Origin of the sequence: Trinickia sp. (genome assembly GCF_035492435.1) — a bacterium.
Classification (GTDB): Bacteria; Pseudomonadota; Gammaproteobacteria; order Burkholderiales; family Burkholderiaceae; genus Trinickia.
Genome location: NZ_DATJJF010000171.1, coordinates 1 through 18,031 on the forward strand (window position 1 = coordinate 1; position 18,031 = coordinate 18,031).

The following is an 18,031-nucleotide window of genomic DNA, read 5'->3' on the forward strand; positions in this document are numbered from 1 at the left end:
CGCATCCTTGATCTTCGCCGCTTCGCCGGCGAATCCTTGCGCGATAGCCCCGGCATCGACGGCGCGCGCCGCGGTGAGCGCCACGCGCAGCCGCTCGGCTTGCGGGTACTCGCGTGTCTCGAAGCCGAGTCGTCCACGCGCGTCGGCCTCGCAAGCCTGTAACGCCTCAGCGAAGCGCGCCGGCTTGCGTAACGCATCGGTACGCTCGAATAGACGCACAAGCGCCGCGGCCCCCATCTCCATCACGCGATGAATGTTGCCGTGCTCGCGCGCAACGACGAGAGCCAGATCGCGGCATTCGTTCGGCACGCGCAGACGCTCGCAAAGCGGCTTCAGCAAATCGACCGTCCGCATCTCGTGGCCGATATGGCGCGGCAGGATGTCTTGCGGTGTCGTCGCCTTGCCAAGATCGTGCGTCAGCGCGGCGAAGCGCACCGGCAGCGCATAGCCGCGTACAGCCGTATGATCGACGACCATCATCACGTGCACGCCCGTATCGATTTCCGGATGGTAATCGGCCCGCTGCGGCACGCCGAACAAGGCGTCGATCTCCGGCAGCACGCGCGCGAGCGCGCCGCACTCGCGCAGCTCAGCAAACATGCGCGAGGGCTTCTTTTCCCTCAATCCGCGCGACACTTCCTGCCACACGCGCTCGGGCACGAGTGCATCGACTTCGCCCGCCGCCACCATCTGTTTCATCAAGGCGCAGGTGTCGGCAGCAACGTGGAAGTCGCCAAAGCGCGCCGCAAAGCGCGCAAGGCGCAGTATCCGCACCGGATCCTCGACGAATGCGTGGCCGACATGCCGAAAGCACTTCGCCGCGAGATCGGCCTGCCCGCCAAACGGATCGATAACGGGCCCCGTGAGCTCGCCATTGGGCAGCAGTTCGCGCGCCATCGCGTTGATCGTCAGATCGCGCCGCGCGAGATCCTCCTCCAGCGTCACATCAGGTGCGTAGTGAAACTGGAAGCCGTGATAGCCCGCCGCCGTCTTGCGTTCGGTGCGCGCGAGGGCGTACTCCTCTTGCGTCGCCGGATGCAGGAAAACCGGAAAATCTTTGCCGACGGGGCGAAAGCCCTGCGCGATCATCTGCTCGGGCGTTGCCCCAACGACAACGTAGTCTCGATCCGCCACGGGCACACCGAGCAGCTCGTCGCGAATCGCTCCGCCCACTGCGTAAATCTTCATGTGCGAATGAGCTCTTCGTATTTGGCAATGCGGTGTGTCTCACCGTGAGCCGCGTCGATCCACGCGTGCACCGCCGGCAACGCTGTTACGCGCTCGGCATACGCACGCGCTGCCTCGGACAATGCCGGCGCATAAGTGTTGAACCGCATGACGACGGGCGCATACATCGCATCGGCGATGCCGAACGTCGCGCCGAACAAAAACGGGCCGTCATAGCGCGCGAGGCACTCTGACCATAGAGCGTCGATGCGGGCGACGTCCGCCAACGCAGCCGGCGTCGCGCCGGTACCTGCGCTGCGCGCCCGGATGTTCATCGGCATCGACGAACGCAGTGCTGCGAACCCGCCGTGCATTTCACTTGCAATCGAGCGCGCGTGCGCGCGCGCCGCGGCATCGCTCGGCCATAGGGGCCGGTCAGGATAGCGCTCGGCGAGCGTCTCGAGAATCGCGAGTGACTCCCACACCGCCTGCCCGTCGTCAGTGACGAGGCACGGCACCTTGCCCGACGGCGAATAGTCACGAATGCGGGCCGCCGTATCGGGCTGATCCAGCTCGACCAGTACTTCGTCGAACGGGATGGCAGCGTGCCGCATGAGTACCCAAGGCCGCATCGACCACGACGAGTAGTTTTTGTCTGCGATGATAAGTTTCATTTTTCACCGGCAATAGAGGTTGAAAAAAACGACAAACGGATCGACCGCGCGATGCACTAACGGCCTTCCGTCGTACGAAAAACGCTGAATCGCGAGCGGAGCGAGGCCTTGCCGAGATAAGCCGGCGCAATCGTCTCGACACTCGCCGGTTCGATGCCAAGCTCCGGCGCAAGTGGAGCGTGCATGACCGAATCGACTTTCATCGAGTCGAGATTATCGCGCGTCATCAGCGGCGCGCCCGGCAGTAGCTCGAACATCCGTGCCTGCGTATAGGCGAGCGCGTCAGGCACCCGCACGATGCGCGCGTGCCGATGCGTCGCCTCCCCGCAGTAGCGCACCAGCGCCTCGAGCGTGTAGACCGAAGGGCCGCCCAACTCGTAGGTGTGCCCCCTCGCGGCTTCAAGATCGAGCACGCCCACGATCGCCTTCGCCACATCGGCGACGTAAATCGGCTGGAATTTGGCGTCCGGCTTGGCGAGCGGGATGACCGGCAAAAGCCGTTGCAGCAACGCAAAGGTATTGAGAAAGCGGTCTTCCGGTCCGAAGACCACGGACGGACGAAAAATCGTGGTCGCGAGACGCGCCGCACCGCGCACGCACTTCTCGCCGTCGCCCTTCGAGCGCAGGTACATACTCGGGCCGTCCGGGTCGGCACCCAGCGCGCTCACGTGAATGAGCCGAGACACACCCTTGCCCTCGCAGGCGGCGACGACTTTCGTCGGGAGCACGACATGCGCTCTGGCGAACTCGGGACCGTACGGATCGCCATGTCGGCCGTGCAGAATTCCCACCAGGTTCACTACGGCGTCCGCACCGTCGACGAATCGCGCAAGCTCGACCGGATCGAAAACGTCGAGCTCAATGACATCGAGCGGCAACAGCGTGAGATGCCGCGCGTGCTCGCGGCGGCGCGTCGCGATGCGCACCCGTTTGCCCGCCGAGACGAGCGCGTTCGCAAGGTGACTGCCGATAAACCCGGAACCGCCGATCAATGCAACGGACTCGTGTCGCATCTTCGCCTCCTTGCGGCAGGTCGAGCCAGGCCGTGGCGGTTGAGTGCGTCATGCCTTGCGCGTTGCCCGCAGCGGCTCAGGCCCTGCGTTCGAGCCTAAACCTCACTGAGGCAGGATGTAGCCGAGCCGGGCCTTCAGCGATTGCGGACGGCCTTCGAACAGCGCCGCGTAATAGACTGTATTCGACAGCACGTTCTTCACGTAATCGCGCGTCTCATTGAACGGAATCGTCTCCGCAAAAATCGCGCCTTCGACGGGACGCGCCAGCGCCGCTTTCCATTGACGCGGACGGTTTGGCCCCGCGTTGTAGCCCGCCGTCGCCAGCACGTCCGAACCGTCGAACTGATTGTAGATCATCGACAGGTAGCTCGTGCCGAGCAGGATGTTCGTATCGATGTCGTTGAGCTGTTCCGCCGAGACCGCTCCCATCCCGATTTTCTTGGCCACCATGCGAGCCGTGCCCGGCATCAGCTGCATCAACCCGCCCGCGCCGACGCCCGAATGCGCATTGATGATGAAGCGCGATTCCTGCCGGATGAGCCCGTACGCCCATTCGACGTCGAGCCCGTTCGTCTTCGCGTCGCGCTCGACGATCGAGCGGAACGGCGACAAATAGCGTAGCGAGAAGTCATGCTCGGTTTGCGTGCGGTCGGCCGTGTTGACGGTGCGGTCATACAGTTCGATGCGGCGCGCGTACTCGGCAACGGCCAGCAACTGCCGGTCCGTCATGCCGCGCAGCGGCCAGTTCCATTCGCGGTTGCCCTCGAGCCGCAAGTCCAGCGCGTAAAAGCGCCGCGCGAGTTCGAACCCCGGCGTCTTGCCCGCCGCGTCGACTTCAGCATCGGTTACCGTCGTGGCGGGCGGCACCGTGATTTTGCGCCCGAGTTCCTCAGCCGAAAGCTGACCGTAGAAATCGAATCGCGATGCAATGCGCTCGAACGCCTGGTTCGCCAAGGCGGTCTCGCCCGCCTCTTTGAGCGCGCGCGCGTGCCAATACACCCAGGCCGGCCGCTCGCGCAGCACGGTCGGCATCTGCTCGATCGACCAACGCACCATCGTCCAGTCGCCTGCCAGCAAAGCGGCGCGCGTGCGCCATTCGTAGGCCGGATAGGAGAGCGGCGCGTTCGGCGTGAGCCGGTACCAGTCGACCGCGCCCGGCACTTGACGCGCGGCCGCCTGATAGCCGATCGTCCCCCAGCCGATCGCGCGCTCGGCGAGCGTCAGCGATGGCGCGACCGTCGCAAAGGTGGCGGCGGCCGTGGCTGCGTCGTTGCGCGCCATGTTCGTGATTGCAAGCAGCGCCAGTTGATGCGAGGCGGCGTCTGGCCTCACGCCGCCCGCGAGCAACACGGGCGGTGCGCTTGTCGCCTCATCGATGAGCGCCGGGTCGGGCCGTGCCGCGCCGAGTGCGTCGAAGAGGCGGCTGCCCGTCGTCGTTGCGCCCTGTTCGTAAGCGAGGCGAATCTGTTGCCAGACGTCGTCAGACGTCCATTGGCCGTTCGTGGCGAGCGCCGAAATGAGATCGACGCAGCCGTCACCGTACCAGCGCGGGTCGACCAGCAGGGTGCGTGCCGAGTCCGTCACGTTCTCGCCGCGCGCCGCTCGCGATTCCAGTGCGTAGCACTTGACCTGCGTATCGTCGTCGAGCACGAATCGCGCATACTGCGCGTCGAAATCACGCCAATCGTGGCGCGCGCCCAGCACAACGAGATAGTCGTTGCGCAGACGGTCAGCAATCGCCTCGCCATCGTGGCGCTGCAGGAATGACAGCACCGGGGCGTCTGGCGCATCGACAAGGGCATGACCCGAGCTGTCGAATAGCTGCGGCTTGATCTGGAAATACTCGACGTAAGACGGGACGGGGTAGTCGGGAATCATGCTCGCCAGCTGTGCCGCGCGCACCGCATCGTTGTTGCGGGCGGCTTCCCGAAGCTGCACAAAGATCTGATCGTCACTCGCCCGCGCGGAAGGCGTGGCATGACGCCCGGCAGACGCAGTGCCGCAGGCAACAAGTGCCACTGCGGCGAGTGCGGAACAAGCCGCGCGATATACTCGAACAAGGCGTGTCGACATCGTGATCCGTGGAGCAAAAATTGAGCGACAGCATAGCACGCAACCCTGCCGAAAATACGAAAGCCGAGCTGCGCAAAGCCTTACGCGACGCGCGTCACAAGGCGGCTACAGCGCACGGCGTAGAGGCCGCGCTCGAAACCGCGATACTCGATCTGCTCACCCACTACGCGCCGCATACAGTGGGATTCTATTGGCCGCTTCCGGGTGAGTTCGACGCGCGAAATGCCCTCACCGAATGGCTGGCAGGCGACACGCGCCGGCAAGCCGCGTTACCTGTGGTCGCCGTGAAGGGTGAGGCGCTGGCCTTTCATGCGTGGACGCCCTCAACGCCGATGCGTGTCGGCTTGCATCGCATTCCGGAGCCGGCACTCACACCTTGCGTGCTGCCCGATCTGCTGCTGATACCTTGCGTGGGTTTCGACGATGGCGGCTATCGGCTCGGTTATGGCGGGGGTTATTACGACCGGACGCTTGCCGCCTGGCCCGGTACGGACAGGCCCGTGACCGTGGGTGTCGCGTACGAAGCCTGCCGCGTCGCGGCGCTGCCGCGCGAGCTGCACGACGTGCCGCTCGACGCGATCGTCACTGAGATAGCGGCGCGCATATGCCGCGCGGCTTAGGCGCGCGGCATCGCTGCATTCAAAAGACTCAAAAGACTCAGAAGAGTCAGAAACCCGCCGCGAGACCGTCGCGCCGGCTATCGCTCGCCGCGACGTAGCCGTGCTCCAGCGATTCGCCGTCGAGCCGCCAGATGAACTGGCCCGAGCCGAAATCCATGTACGGATCTTCGACCGATTTGAGCTGATGTCCGCGCGCCTTCAGCCCGTCGACTGCCGCGGTGTTCATCGCGGCCTCAACGTCGAGCGAGAAGTCGCGGTTCACTTTCCACCGTGGCGCATCGCAGGCCGCCTGCGGCTGTTGACGGTAATCGAGCATGCGGACGACCGTCTGTACATGGCCTTGCGGCTGCATATCACCGCCCATCACGCCAAAGCTCATCACCGGCTCGTGCCTGCCGTTCACTCGGCGCGTGAGAAACGCCGGAATAATCGTGTGGAACGGCCGCTTGCCGCCGGCCACCACGTTCGGTGAGCGCGGGTCCATCGAAAATCCGAAACCGCGGTTTTGCAGGGAGATACCGTAATCGGGGACGACCACCCCCGAGCCGAACCCCATGTAGTTCGACTGAATGAAGCTCACCATCATGCCCTTCTCGTCAGCAGCCGAGAGGTAGATCGTGCCGCCCGCACGCGGCATGCCGAAGTCGAAGTGAGTCGCCTTCTCGGGATCGATGAGTTTGGCGCGTGCGCTCAAGTAGGCGTCGTCGAGCATTTGCTCAGGCGTCACATCCATCGAGCGGGGATCGGCCACGTAACGATAGACGTCGGCAAACGCGAGCTTCATCGCTTCGATCTGCAAGTGCTGCGATGCGGCGCTATCGAGCGGCATCTCGCTCAGGTTGAACTTGTCCAGAATGCCAAGCGCGATCAGCGCCGCTATGCCCTGCCCGCTCGGCGGGATTTCGTGCACGCTGTAGCCGCGGTAGTCCTTCTCGATCGGCTCAACCCACTCGGCCTTGAAGCCGCGCAGATCCTCGACCGTCATGGCGCCCCCGCACTCTTTGAAGAATGCCGCGATCCGCTCGGCGATCTCGCCTTCGTAGAAAGCGCGCGGCCCCTCCTTCGCCAGCATCTTCAGCGTGCGCGCGTGGCCGGGCAGCTGCACGAACTCGCCCGCCGTGGGGGCGCGGCCGTGCGGCATGAACGTCGCGGCATAGCCGGGCTGGTCTTTCAGTTCGGGCACGGCTGCCGCCCACTTGTGCGCGACGATGGGGGCAATCGCATGGCCGCGCTCAGCTACTTCGATGGCGGTTGCCATCAGGTCGGCGAACGGCAAGCTGCCGAAACGCGCGTGCAGCGCTTCCCATCCGGCCACGACGCCCGGCACCGTGACTGAGTCGCAGCCGCGCTTGGGTTGAGCGGCGATGCCGTTCGAGGCTTCGCCGTACTTCTTCTTGAAGTAATCGACGTTCCACGCAGCAGGCGCGAAGCCAGAAGCGTTGAGCCCGTGCAGCTTCTTGCCGTCCCAGACGAGCGCGAACGCATCGCCGCCCAGACCGTTCGATACGGGTTCGACGAGGGTCATCACGGCCGCCGCGGCGATGGTGGCATCGACGGCGTTGCCGCCTTGCCAGATCGCTCGCAGGCCCGCCTGTGCGGCAAGCGGGTGCGAAGTGGAGACGACGTTGCGTGCCAGGACGGGCATGCGCACCGTCGGATAGGGGTTTTGCCAATTGAATGTCGACATGGGGACGGAACAAAACCTGAAATGGAGGTGAATGTTGCTGATCGACGAACGAATGAACGGCAGCACCGCCAAGGTGCCGCCCCGAATCAATGCTCTCGCGGGTCGAGCGCGTCGCGCAGGCCATCGCCGAGCAGGTTGAAACCGAGTACAGTCAGAAAGATCGCCACGCCCGGGAAAATCGACATCCACGGTGCCTCGCTGACGAAATCTTTCGCGCTATTCAACATCGAGCCCCAGGACGGCGCGGGCGGCAACTGGCCGAGGCCGAGAAACGATAGGCTGGCTTCGGCGATGATGGCCGTCGCGACGGTCAGGCTCGCCTGAACGATGATGGGCGGCAGCACGTTGGGCAGGATGTAGCGCAGGACGATGCGCGTATCGTCGAGCCCGATCGCCCGCGCGCCTTCAACGTACTCCTCGGCTTTCACGGCGATTGCCTGCCCGCGTGAGAGACGCACGAATCGCGGCATGGCGGACACGCCGATGGCAATCATCGCGTTCGTCAGGCTCTGCCCGAGGAATGCCGCCAGAGCAATGGCAAGAATCAAAAACGGGATCGAAAGCAGCGCGTCTGCCACACGCGAGACGACGGTATCGATGAGACCGCCGAAATAGCCCGCAATAAGTCCGAGCGGCACACCGATCGCCACTGCGACGGCCACCGAGACCACGCCGGCCGCGAGCGACGCCCGCGCGCCCCAAATCATGCGGCTAAGGATGTCGCGGCCCAGCTCGTCGGTGCCGAACCAATGCATCGCATCCGGTGCGCTGCGCACATGGAGGAAATCGGCCTGGACCGGATCGAAGGGCGAGATCCAGGGCGCCAGCGCAGCGACAACGATGACGATCAACACGATGGCGGCGCCCACCAACGCGGCACGATTGCGCGCGAACTTGGCGAGCGCGCGACGCCGGCCGCGCCGTGCCGGCGCCTGAGGTGCGGATGTTGCAGCAGAAACGGTGGCCATCAGCGGCGCCTCAACTTGGGATTGAGCAGCACATAAACGATGTCCGCGACAAGGTTGACGGCGATGTAGGTCAACGCCGTGACCAGCACGACGCCTTGCACGACGGCATAGTCTCGATTGAAAACGGCATCGACGATGAGCTTGCCGAAGCCGGGGATCGTGAACACTTGCTCCGTCAGCACCGCGCCCGCCAGCAACTCACCGAACAACAAGGCGAGCACCGTCACGATCGGAATCAACGCGTTACGAAACGCATGTTTCACGATGACCGTCGTGCGCAGCAGGCCCTTCGCGCGAGCCGTACGCACGTAATCCGCATGCAGCACGCTCAACATCGCACTGCGCGTGTGGCGCATCAACTGCGCGCCGAGCGCGGCCCCCAGCACAAAGGCCGGCATGATCATCGTCTTGATGCTGAGCCAGAAGTCTTCCGAGGGCGAGACGTAGCCTGAGGACGGCAGCCAGTGCCAATGGACCGAAACGACGAGGATCAGCAAGATGCCGAGCCAGAAATTCGGTATCGACATGCCCGACAACGCGAAGATATTCGCAATATGATCGAGCGCCCTCCCGCGATTCGATGCGGACAGGACACCCGCCGTCAAGCCGATGATGACGGCAATCACCATCGCGAACGTCGCGAGCTGCAACGTCACCGTCAACTTCTGGGCGATCAGTGTCGTCACGGGCACGCCCGTGCGCAATGCCGTGCCCAGATTGCCATGCATGAGATCGCGCACCCAGAGCGCGTATTGCACGGGCACTGGGCGATCAAGGTGATATTGATGACGCAGCGTGGCGATGACATGCGGATCCTGATCCTCGCCGGCCAACGCCAGCACCGGGTCGCCCGGCAGCATCTTCTGCAACCCGAACACGATCATCGATACAAGCACGAGCGTCGGGACAGCGATCGCCAGGCGATGGGCAACGATGCGCCACATGTGCTCAGCCCTTGACGCTCACGCCACGCAGCCGGATCAAGCCGTCCGGGTAGGCGTTGAAGCCCTGCACTTTTTGCGTGAGTACGTAAGGCCAGGGCTGGTCATGCAGATAGACGATGGGTAGCTCGTCGGAGAGAATCGTCTGCGCCTGGTCATAAAGCGCCTTGCGCTCGGGGATCGTCGACTTGATGCGTGCAGCGTCGAGCAGATGATCGACCTGCGGGTTGCAGTACTGCCCGTAATTGAGCGCCCCCTTGCAGGTGACGAACGTGTGCAGGTTGCCATCAGGATCGACGCGCCCGGACCAGATCGAATAGAGCAGGTCGAAATCGGCGCGGTGGCCGGCATCGAGGGCCGACGGGTAGTCGAGCGGCTTGAGCTTGAGCATGATGCCGGATTCCGAGAGCATCGCCTGCAGCATCTGCGCGGTTTGCGTCGACACCGTGTCGTTGCCGAACGTCATCGCCAACTCCAGATGCTCGTAGCCGGCGGCCTTCAGCAGTGTCTTGGCCTTGGCGACATCGCGTGTCGTCACCGCCAGGGCCGCGTCGTGATAGGCACTGCTCGCCGGCAATGCCTGATCAAGTGCGCTGTAGATGCCCGCACCGACGATCTGATCGAGCGCGTTGCGGTCGATCGACAGCTCGATCGCCTCCCGCACGCGCTTGTCCTTCAACGCAGCGGGGCCGCGCGGGCTGACGTTGAGCACGATATAGCTGTAGCCGAGTCCGCCGATCGGCTTGAACTGCAGCGTGGCATTGCTCTTCACCGCCTTCACATCGTTGGGTGAAAGCCGCTCGAGCATGTCGAGCGAACCCGAGCGCACGTTCGCGAGACGCACGGTGCTGTCAGGCATCGGCATGTAGACGACTTTCTGCAGCGGATAAGCCGCTGCATCCCAGTAATCGGCGAATTTTTCCAGTACGACGCGGTCGTTCTGCACGTGCTCAACGAACTTGTACGGGCCGGAGCACACGGGGTGCGCCGCAACACCGGCACTGTCGGCCAGCGTCTTCGGCGCGAGTATCATGCCGGCGCGATCGGCAAGCGTCGCGAGCAGCGCCGAGTTCGGCTCCTTCATGACGATCGCGACGGTGTCCGGCGCAATGACGTCGACATGATCGACTGACGAGAGCTCACTCTTGCGGTTGCTCGTGGGCAGGGTGCGATACCGATCGAGATTGGCCTTGACGGCCGCTGCATCGAAGTGCTCGCCGTCATGGAACTTCACGTCGTGGCGCAGCTTGAACGTCCACGTCTTGCCGTCGGCGCTCACTTGCCATGAGGTCGCCAGCATCGGCACGATCTTGAGGTTGGCATCAACATCGACCAGCGAGTCGCACATCGAGCGCATCACGATGCGATCGGCGACTTGGCTGCTGCGCGCAGGGTCCAGCGTGCCGATGTCATCCTGCAGCCCGATGCGCAGCATCGACTGCGCAAAGGCCGGAATGGCGCCCGCTGCGAGAGCGCCGGCAAGAACACACTGTGCGATGGAGCGACGCATGGACTCTTTTCCTCTCGTAGTTGAAAGTCTGAAAATTGGCGCGCTGGCTGCCTCAATGGCTGCCTAGGCATCCGCCTCGGCTGCCTCAACCTTTGCCTGGCGCTCGCGATAGAGCGCGAGCCGCTGTGCGAGCTTGGGGCTTGCTGCGGCCTCGAGCGGCGCGCCAGCACCGCTCATCTGTATTTCCCGCCAGAAGTGGCAGGCAATCTGACGGCCATCGCTGAGCGTTTCATGTTCCGGCTTCGCCTCGCGGCACAGCGGTTTGGCGTGGGGGCAGCGCGGGTGGAAGCGGCAACCGGGCGGCGGGGCCGTGGGGCTCGGCAGATCGCCCGTCAGCGCGGGTCGCTCTCGCCGCAAACCCGGATGGCTCACGGGTATCGCCTGCAACAGCGCCTGGGTATAGGGATGCAGCGGCGTATCGAAGACCGCATCGACGCTCGCCAGCTCGACGATCTCTCCCAGGTACATCACGGCGACGCGGTCGCTCATGTGGCGGATCACGCCGAGATCGTGCGCCACGATGACGAGCGTGAGCCCGAATTCGGCCTTCAGCCGTTCCAGCAGATTGATGACCTGTGCCTGAACCGACACGTCGAGCGCCGACACAGGCTCGTCACCAACGATAAGCCTCGGCTCGCTGGCGAGCGCGCGTGCAATGCCGATACGCTGCCGCTGGCCGCCCGAAAACTCATGCGGGAAACGCTCGGCATAGCCGGGCTGCAGCCCGACGGTGCGCAACAGCTCGGCAACGCGTTCGCGGCGTTGCGCGCCACGTGCCAGGCCATGCAGCTCAATGGGCTCGCCGATGATGCGCCCTATCGTCATGCTCGGGTTCAGCGACGCGAGCGGGTCCTGGAAAACGAGCTGCATTTCGCGACGCAACGGCCGCAGGGCGCGAGCCGAAAGATCGGTGATGTCCGTGCCCCGGTAGATGACCCGCCCCGCGGTGACATCGAGCAAACGCAGCAGCAGGCGGCCGAGCGTCGATTTTCCGCAGCCCGATTCCCCAACGATGGCGAATGTCTCGCCTTCGTGCACACTGAACGACACCCCATTGACCGCATGCACGACGGGCGTTTGCGACAAGAGGCGCGAGCGCACGCCGAACTGCTTGACGAGTCCTTGCGCTTCCAGAATGGCGCTCATGCGGTCTCCCTACTGCGCGGCATGTCGGTGGCTAGCGCCTCGAGCGGAGCCAAGTGACACGCGACACGATGCGTGCCGCCGATCATGCGTGTGGCCGGCGCCGTCTCATGACAACGCGGCTCGGCGAACGGACAGCGCGGCGAGAACCGGCAGCCGCGCGGCATCTGCTCCGGCGGCGGCACAGCGCCGCGGATCGTCGCCAGCGGCCCGCGCCGCTTACCGGTGGTGGGCACGGCGCCCATAAGACCGATGGTGTAGGGATGCTGGGGATCGTCGAAGATCTCGGCGACGCTCCCGCACTCGACGATGGTGCCCGCGTACATGACGGCCACTTCGTCGGCCATCTCGGCCACCACCCCGAGGTCGTGCGTGATGAGCACCATCGCGGTACCCGTTGCCTGCTGCAGCGACCGCACGAGCGACAGCACTTGCGCCTGGATGGTGACGTCGAGCGCCGTGGTGGGCTCGTCGGCGATGAGGAGCTTTGGCCGGTTTGCCAGTGCCATGGCGATCATCACGCGCTGGCGCATGCCGCCCGAAAGCTCGTGCGGATAAGCGTCGAGGCGCGATTCGGCTGCGGGAATGCCCACCTGGCGCAGCAGCTCGAGCGCTTCGGCGCGAGCCTCGTCTTTGCGCGCGCCGCGATGGCGCTCGATGCCTTCGGCGATCTGCTGGCCGACCGTGTACGCCGGATTGAGCGACGTCATCGGCTCCTGAAAGATCATCGACATACGGTTGCCGCGGATATCGGCGAGCGCGCGCTCCGGCAGCTTCAGCAAATCCTGGCCTTCGAACATCGCCGTGCCTGCGACGATCCGAGCGGGCGGGCTCGGCAATAGCCCCATCAACGCAAGCGACGTGACGCTCTTGCCAGAACCCGACTCGCCGACGATGCAAAGCGTCTCGCCCTCGCGCACGGAGAACGACACCCCGTCGAGAAGGTTCGGCGTCGCCGCCTCACGCGAGAAGGTGAGGGTGAGACCGGTGACTTCGAGAATGAACGGTCTTTCTGAAAGCATGGTGATCCCAAGGCGGTACAGCTTGCGTTCAACTCGAGAGCAGCGATTTAAACGATTGTGTACGCTCGCTCTAAACGAAAGATTTAAATTTTCTTGACGATGCTTAAACCGCTTTAAAGTGTCAGGCCGTCAGAAAACCCGACATTGAGTCGAAATCAAGACGAAATTGAGACGATGGGGAATGCGATGCACACGATCAGGAGGTTCAAAACGTTTCGTCTGGTCGCCCAAACGGGATCGCTCGCGGCGGCAGCCGATAAGGCCGGGTTGACATTGGCGGCGGTCAGCTTGCAGATGAAGGCCCTCGAGGACGAGCTCGGCAGGCGGCTTTTCGACCGCAGCGGGCGGCAGATCAAGCTGGCGCCCGAGGGCATCGAGATTCTCCCGAAGATCGAGCAAATGCTCGGACTCATGACGGAACTCGAAGTCAAAGCGCCGTACCCGGCGAATGGGATGCGGGGGCTGGTGAGGATCGGCGGCATCGTGTCGGTCAACGACGCGCTCTCACTCGCCGTCGCCCAGTTCAAAAGCCAGCACCCACAAATCGAGGTGCGCATGACGACCGCCCGCTCGGAAGAGCTGACGGCGATGGTGGAGACAGGAAACGTCGACATCGCGGCGATTGTGGAGCCGGCCGATGGCACAACGCCTGCCGAGCTCGTCTGGACGCCGCTCTACCGCGAGGCGCTGATGCTTGTGGTCAACCGCGACGTCTGCGGCGACGATCCCCGGCGCATTCTGAGCGAGCAACGCTTCTTGAGATATGACCGGCGCGTGCGGACCGGACACGTCGTCGAGCGGGTGCTCGCGGCGCTCGGCCTCGAGGTCGATGAGTACATCGAGCTCAATTCGATCGAAACGATTGTCGCGCTCATCAGGAAGAACGTTGGCGTCTCAGTGTTACCGAAGCTGCACGGACGGGGCTGGGAAGCCGACCCGCTGCTGCGTCTGATCCCGCTGGGCGCGACGCCAGCCATGCGCTCGATCGGGCTCGTGCGGCGCGCCGATACACCGGGACACGCCGGTGTCGTCAGCGCACTCGCCGAACTGCTCGGCGACACCGGAGCGCCAGCGGGTGACGGGGCTAACGCGCTGGTGGGCAAATAAGCGCCCGCCTTCTCCTTTGCCGCCTGGCAATGGGCACCGACGCTCAGCCGGTCACAGACAGGCAGAGAAGCCCGCAGCCATTGAGGCCTGCTCGCCCGTGTGTCGCTCGACAAGCCCGATCTCGCGCACGAACGTATCCTCGCCGAGTGTTAGCGCGGTCACTGACCGTGGCAACTGCAGCGCCGCCGCCATTGGCACCAACGCGACGCCGACGCCCTGCGCGACAAGGCCCACGATGCCCTGCAGTTCATCCAGCTCGACGACATCATGCACCGTCACCCGTACCTTCTTCAAAAAGCGGTCCACAAGCCGACCGCCAAACGAGTTGCGGTCGTATCGAATGAACGGTTGCGTCTTCAGTAACTCGCGCCAGGGCGTGCCGCGCAACTTGCGCGGCACAGCGAGCACAAAAGGCTCCGTCGTCAGCACGCGCCATTTCAGTTCGGCCGGCAACGCGAAGGGTGGCTTGATGATCACAGCGACATCGATCTCACCTGAGTCGACCTGAGCAAGCAGGTTGAGCGAGACACCGGGAATCACGCGAATCCGCCAGCCCGGCGCCTTGCGGCGAAACCGCTCGATCGCCGGCACGAGGTACGACGCCTGCGCGGACGCGATCGCCCCGACTCTCAATAGGCCAGAGCGCTCGCTCACACCGCCCTCGTTCGCAAGCCTGGCGTAGGTCGACAGCATGTCCTCGGCGAATGCCACCGCTTGCCTCCCGGCTGCGTTGAGCGTTGCCGCGCGGCCGCTGCGGTCGAACAGCGCGTATCCAAGGTCTTGTTCAAGACGCTGCATTTGCGCACTGACGGCCGATTGCGTCAAACCGATGTTCGCGCCAGCGCTCGCAAAGCTGCCGAATCGCACCACCGCCAGAAATGTTTTGAGCTCGCGCAGCATTGTCCCGATCGATTCGAATGGTTGAAAACGATTTCGTCCAGCGTCGGCGGCGCAGCGCTCAAAATAATGCCGCGGGCGTTAAAACCGTGCCCTAGAAGCCGGACGCCGGGCGCCAAACGCGTTACGTTAAAGAGGAATTGGGCCACCGCTCCAATCGGCACATTGACGCGCCCGACCTCCAAGGAGTGCGGCAAAAAGACATCGCTCGCGCATGTCTGATAACTTGTCGATAATGTACCGCCAAGCAGTGGGCACGCCCAACATCAGCATCCTATTCTCAGCGCGCCATGCCCCAAGACCTTACCGGCGAGACTCCATCGATGACTCAACCCCGTATCTTTCCCTTCGGCGATGCGGCTCTCGTATGCGAATCGCCGCCCCCTGCCACGCTGGCCTGTCAGAAGCGCGTGTGGGCCGTCGCCGATGCCGCACGCGATTGGCCGCATGTTGTCGAGGTCGTGCCCGGCATGAACAATCTGACGATCGTGTTCGATCCGCTTGCGACCGACGCGTCGCAGCTTGCGGGCTTGCTCGCCACGGCGTGGGAACACGCAGCGGAAATCGCAGAGCGGCCGGCCGCGCGCGAGATTGAAATTCCAGTGCACTACGGCGGCGAATTCGGCCCGGATCTCGCAGTCGTGGCGGCGCACACGGGCCTCGACACCGAAGAGGTCGTCAAACGGCACGCACAAGGTGAGTACGTCGTGTTCTTTCTCGGTTTTCAGCCGGGTTTCGCCTACCTGGGCGGACTGGATGCGTCGCTTCACACGCCACGCCGCTCGGTGCCGCGTATCGAAGTGCCGGCCGGCGCCGTAGGCATCGGCGGCGCACAAACGGGCATCTATCCGGCGGCGTCGCCAGGCGGCTGGCAGTTGCTCGGCCGCACGGAGCTCTCGCTCTTCGATCCATCCCGCACGCCGCCCACGCTGCTGCGACCGGGCGACCACGTGCGTTTCACGATCGCGGGGATCGAGCCATGATCCAAGTGCTACGCGCCGGCATCGTTACCTCCGTGCAGGACCTTGGCCGGACCGGCCACCGGCACCATGGCGTCACGACGGCAGGCGCGCTCGATCAACTCGCACTCGAAGTCGGCAACCGGCTCGTTGGCAACGCCCCCTCTGCGGCGGCCATTGAGGTAACGGTAGGTCCGACGGCGCTGCGCTTCACGCGCGCCATGCGCATCGCCATCACGGGTGCCGAGTTCGGCGCGACGCTCGACGGCGACGCGGTGCCCGCCTGGTGGAGCCTGCCCGTTCGAGCCGGTCAGGAACTGGTCTTGCACGGTGCAAAGCGCGGCATGCGCGGGTACGTTTGCGTGCGCGGCGGCATCGACGTCCTGCCGATGCTCGGTTCGCGCAGCACCGATCTCAACGCGAACTTCGGCGGGCTCGGCGGGCGCACGCTGCGCGAAGGCGACCGCCTAGCTGTCGGCGTGCCGGCCAACCGGCCCGGCGCGGGGATCGGCGTGGACGCGCCGCCATTCGGCGTCAAGGCGCCGGAGTGGTGTCGCTTTGCCGACTTCGCTCGCGAACCGGCCTGGCGCGCTCACCACGCAACCGGCGCTGAGCGCGCGGTACCAATCCGCGTGCTGCGCGGCCCCGAATACGACAGCTTCAAGGAGTCAGCACACGAAGCGTTATGGGCCGAAGAATGGCGCGTGACACCGCACAGCAACCGCATGGGCTATCGGCTCGCTGGCACGGCACTGGAACGCGAAACGCTCACCGAGTTGCTGTCCCATGGGGTGCTGCCGGGAACGATACAGGTGCCCCCGAACGGCCAACCGATTATCCTGATGAGCGACGCCCAAACGACCGGCGGCTACGCGCGCATCGGCGCCGTGATACGCGCCGATTTGTGGCGGCTCGCGCAGGTACGGCTCAACGGCACCGTCCGCTTCGTTCCCAGCTCGATTGAGGAAGCGCGCTTCGCGCTTGGCGAACAACAGGCCTACCTGCGGCAAATCGATGTCGCGCTGGCCATGTATGAAGAGCGGTCGCGACGAGCTGTGCGCGCCGCTTGAAGGGAGTGGGAAGAGGGAGTGATGGAAATCGATTTGAATGCCGACGTGGGCGAAGGCTGCGGTAGCGACGCGGCGCTGCTCGATCTCGTGAGCTCGGCGAACATCGCTTGCGGATGGCATGCGGGCGGCGCGAACGCCATGCGCGATTGCGTGCGGCTCGCCATGGCGAAGGGAGTCGCGATCGGCGCGCATCCGAGCTTTCACGACCCCGTCAACTTTGGCCGCAAAGAGATGAGCCTGCCCGCCGACGACATCTACGCAGGCGTGCTCTATCAGCTCGGCGCCCTTTCGGCCATTGCGCAGGCTGAGGGTGCTCGTGTGGCACACGTGAAGCCGCACGGCGCCCTTTACAACCAAGCCGCACGCGACCCACAGATCGCGCAGGCGATCGTATCGGCCGTGCACGACTTCGATCCGTCGATGGCGGTATTTGGGCTCGCCCATAGCGGCTTGATCGACGCCGCCCGCGAGGCAGGGCTTGTCGCCATCGAGGAAGGCTTCGCCGACCGCGGCTATCGCGCCGACGGTTCCCTTGTGCCTCGCAGCGAGCCCGGCGCGTTGATCGAAGACGAAGACGCCATGCTCGAGCATGTGCTTTCGATGGTGCGTGACAAGCGCGTGCGAGCAGTCGATGGCCGCATTGTGCCGCTTCATATCCACACGCTCTGCCTGCACGGGGACGGCGCGCATGCGCTTGCGTTTGCACGCCGGTTGCGTGCCGAGCTCGAGGTGAACGGTATCGACGTGCGCGCTGCTTCACGGTTGACGGGCTGACCGGCTAACGCGCGCGATGCAGCGAGGCCCGAAATCACTTCGCCTCGACCGTCCATCCGCGCCGCTGCAGCAGCGCGAGCACGCCCTTCGGGCCGCCCAGATGCAGCGCGCCGATCGCAACGAAAACCGGTTTGTTCGGCGCTGTGATCGCGAGCATACGCCTCGTATAGCGACGATTGCGCTCGAACAAAATCCTGTTGTCGAGCGCACGCGCAGCGGCCTTCGAGGTCGCAAGCCGATCGGTCTTGGCCGCCGACCACGCGGCGATCGCGTCCGCATCGCCGATACGCCAGAGCCGGTGCAAGTGCCTGACGTCGCCAACTGTCTCGCCGGGCGTCTGCTGAAGGTCTTGCGCCAGCATCTCGCGCTGCTCGGCCAGCGTGAGGTTCGTGAACGCGCGCATCTG

At 64.5% G+C, this 18,031-nt stretch carries 17 protein-coding genes; 5 read left to right on the plus strand and 12 right to left on the minus strand.

Features of this window, described 5'->3' with window-relative positions:
• The 4 genes from VL598_RS12625 to VL598_RS12640 form a co-directional block, all read right to left on the minus strand.
• The coding region (locus VL598_RS12625) for a multifunctional CCA addition/repair protein (protein ID WP_325327065.1) at positions 1 to 1,188 on the minus strand (1,188 nt) is incomplete at its 3' end.
• Positions 1,185 to 1,841 (minus strand): glutathione S-transferase family protein, encoded by a 657-nt coding sequence (locus VL598_RS12630; protein WP_325327066.1) that lies wholly within the window; start codon positions 1,839 to 1,841, stop codon positions 1,185 to 1,187. The genes VL598_RS12625 and VL598_RS12630, both read right to left, overlap by 4 nt.
• Positions 1,842 to 1,897: 56 nt before the next feature.
• Entirely contained in the window at positions 1,898 to 2,854 is a 957-nt protein-coding gene (locus VL598_RS12635) for a complex I NDUFA9 subunit family protein (RefSeq protein WP_325327067.1), read from the minus strand.
• Positions 2,855 to 2,956: 102 nt separating this feature from the next.
• A complete protein-coding gene (locus tag VL598_RS12640; RefSeq protein ID WP_325327068.1) occupies positions 2,957 to 4,927 on the minus strand; it encodes a lytic transglycosylase domain-containing protein in 1,971 nt (656 codons plus the stop codon).
• Positions 4,928 to 4,947: 20 nt separating this feature from the next.
• On the opposite strand from VL598_RS12640, the gene VL598_RS12645 reads away from it, so the two are divergent.
• A complete protein-coding gene (locus tag VL598_RS12645) occupies positions 4,948 to 5,547 on the plus strand; it encodes a 5-formyltetrahydrofolate cyclo-ligase (protein WP_325327069.1) in 600 nt (199 codons plus the stop codon).
• Positions 5,548 to 5,593: 46 nt separating this feature from the next.
• Here the strand turns inward: VL598_RS12645 and VL598_RS12650 are convergent, their stop codons facing one another.
• The 6 genes from VL598_RS12650 to VL598_RS12675 all read right to left on the minus strand — a co-directional run bounded on the left by VL598_RS12650 (position 5,594) and on the right by VL598_RS12675 (position 12,818).
• Complete coding sequence (locus VL598_RS12650; protein ID WP_325327070.1) at positions 5,594 to 7,234, minus strand: gamma-glutamyltransferase family protein; 1,641 nt, start codon at positions 7,232 to 7,234, stop codon at positions 5,594 to 5,596.
• A gap of 86 nt (positions 7,235 to 7,320) precedes the next feature.
• The gene (locus VL598_RS12655; RefSeq protein WP_325327071.1) at positions 7,321 to 8,202 is read right to left on the minus strand and encodes an ABC transporter permease; all 882 of its coding nucleotides are present in this window, start codon (positions 8,200 to 8,202) and stop codon (positions 7,321 to 7,323) included.
• Positions 8,202 to 9,146, minus strand: coding sequence for an ABC transporter permease (locus VL598_RS12660; RefSeq protein ID WP_325327072.1), 945 nt, complete (start codon positions 9,144 to 9,146; stop codon positions 8,202 to 8,204). The genes VL598_RS12655 and VL598_RS12660 overlap by 1 nt, the downstream gene beginning before the upstream one ends.
• A 4-nt stretch (positions 9,147 to 9,150) precedes the next feature.
• On the minus strand, positions 9,151 to 10,653 hold the full coding sequence (locus tag VL598_RS12665; RefSeq protein WP_325327073.1) for an ABC transporter substrate-binding protein: 1,503 nt from the start codon (positions 10,651 to 10,653) through the stop codon (positions 9,151 to 9,153).
• 63 nt (positions 10,654 to 10,716) lie between these two features.
• On the minus strand, positions 10,717 to 11,799 hold the full coding sequence (locus tag VL598_RS12670) for an oligopeptide/dipeptide ABC transporter ATP-binding protein (RefSeq protein WP_325327074.1): 1,083 nt from the start codon (positions 11,797 to 11,799) through the stop codon (positions 10,717 to 10,719).
• Positions 11,796 to 12,818 carry an ABC transporter ATP-binding protein gene (locus VL598_RS12675; RefSeq protein ID WP_325327075.1) on the minus strand — a complete coding sequence of 341 codons (1,023 nt, stop codon included), beginning with the start codon at positions 12,816 to 12,818 and terminating at the stop codon, positions 11,796 to 11,798. Before VL598_RS12675 ends, VL598_RS12670 begins: the two co-directional genes overlap by 4 nt.
• A 186-nt stretch (positions 12,819 to 13,004) precedes the next feature.
• On the opposite strand from VL598_RS12675, the gene VL598_RS12680 reads away from it, so the two are divergent.
• Positions 13,005 to 13,925, plus strand: coding sequence for a LysR family transcriptional regulator (locus VL598_RS12680; RefSeq protein ID WP_325327076.1), 921 nt, complete (start codon positions 13,005 to 13,007; stop codon positions 13,923 to 13,925).
• A gap of 51 nt (positions 13,926 to 13,976) precedes the next feature.
• Here VL598_RS12680 and VL598_RS12685 read toward each other — a convergent pair whose 3' ends face one another.
• Positions 13,977 to 14,825, minus strand: coding sequence for a LysR family transcriptional regulator (locus VL598_RS12685; protein ID WP_325327077.1), 849 nt, complete (start codon positions 14,823 to 14,825; stop codon positions 13,977 to 13,979).
• Between the two features lie 320 nt (positions 14,826 to 15,145).
• Here VL598_RS12685 and pxpB point away from each other — a divergent pair, with 320 nt between their 5' ends.
• From pxpB to pxpA, 3 genes are read left to right on the plus strand one after another with little or no spacing between them, the layout of a single operon-like run.
• Positions 15,146 to 15,805 carry a 5-oxoprolinase subunit PxpB gene (pxpB, locus tag VL598_RS12690; RefSeq protein ID WP_325327078.1) on the plus strand — a complete coding sequence of 220 codons (660 nt, stop codon included), beginning with the start codon at positions 15,146 to 15,148 and terminating at the stop codon, positions 15,803 to 15,805.
• Positions 15,802 to 16,851, plus strand: a complete 1,050-nt coding sequence (locus VL598_RS12695; RefSeq protein WP_325327079.1) for a biotin-dependent carboxyltransferase family protein — start codon at positions 15,802 to 15,804, stop codon at positions 16,849 to 16,851. Before pxpB ends, VL598_RS12695 begins: the two co-directional genes overlap by 4 nt.
• Positions 16,852 to 16,872: 21 nt before the next feature.
• Positions 16,873 to 17,625: a 5-oxoprolinase subunit PxpA gene (gene pxpA / locus VL598_RS12700; RefSeq protein WP_325327080.1), complete on the plus strand. Its 753-nt coding sequence runs from the start codon at positions 16,873 to 16,875 to the stop codon at positions 17,623 to 17,625.
• Positions 17,626 to 17,659: 34 nt separating this feature from the next.
• Here pxpA and VL598_RS12705 read toward each other — a convergent pair.
• Positions 17,660 to 18,031, minus strand: a 372-nt coding sequence (locus VL598_RS12705; protein WP_325327081.1) for a TraB/GumN family protein, incomplete at its 5' end; no start/stop codon positions are given.

Coding starts and splice junctions, on each gene's coding strand:
- VL598_RS12630 (WP_325327066.1), bottom strand. CDS start 1,841: ATGAAACTTATCATCGCAGACAAAAACTACTCGTCGTGGTCGATGCGG.
- VL598_RS12635 (WP_325327067.1), bottom strand. CDS start 2,854: ATGCGACACGAGTCCGTTGCATTGATCGGCGGTTCCGGGTTTATCGGC.
- VL598_RS12640 (WP_325327068.1), bottom strand. CDS start 4,927: ATGTCGACACGCCTTGTTCGAGTATATCGCGCGGCTTGTTCCGCACTC.
- VL598_RS12650 (WP_325327070.1), bottom strand. CDS start 7,234: ATGTCGACATTCAATTGGCAAAACCCCTATCCGACGGTGCGCATGCCC.
- VL598_RS12655 (WP_325327071.1), bottom strand. CDS start 8,202: ATGGCCACCGTTTCTGCTGCAACATCCGCACCTCAGGCGCCGGCACGG.
- VL598_RS12660 (WP_325327072.1), bottom strand. CDS start 9,146: ATGTGGCGCATCGTTGCCCATCGCCTGGCGATCGCTGTCCCGACGCTC.
- VL598_RS12665 (WP_325327073.1), bottom strand. CDS start 10,653: ATGCGTCGCTCCATCGCACAGTGTGTTCTTGCCGGCGCTCTCGCAGCG.
- VL598_RS12670 (WP_325327074.1), bottom strand. CDS start 11,799: ATGAGCGCCATTCTGGAAGCGCAAGGACTCGTCAAGCAGTTCGGCGTG.
- VL598_RS12675 (WP_325327075.1), bottom strand. CDS start 12,818: ATGCTTTCAGAAAGACCGTTCATTCTCGAAGTCACCGGTCTCACCCTC.
- VL598_RS12680 (WP_325327076.1), top strand. CDS start 13,005: ATGCACACGATCAGGAGGTTCAAAACGTTTCGTCTGGTCGCCCAAACG.
- VL598_RS12685 (WP_325327077.1), bottom strand. CDS start 14,825: ATGCTGCGCGAGCTCAAAACATTTCTGGCGGTGGTGCGATTCGGCAGC.
- pxpB (WP_325327078.1), top strand. CDS start 15,146: ATGACTCAACCCCGTATCTTTCCCTTCGGCGATGCGGCTCTCGTATGC.
- VL598_RS12695 (WP_325327079.1), top strand. CDS start 15,802: ATGATCCAAGTGCTACGCGCCGGCATCGTTACCTCCGTGCAGGACCTT.
- pxpA (WP_325327080.1), top strand. CDS start 16,873: ATGGAAATCGATTTGAATGCCGACGTGGGCGAAGGCTGCGGTAGCGAC.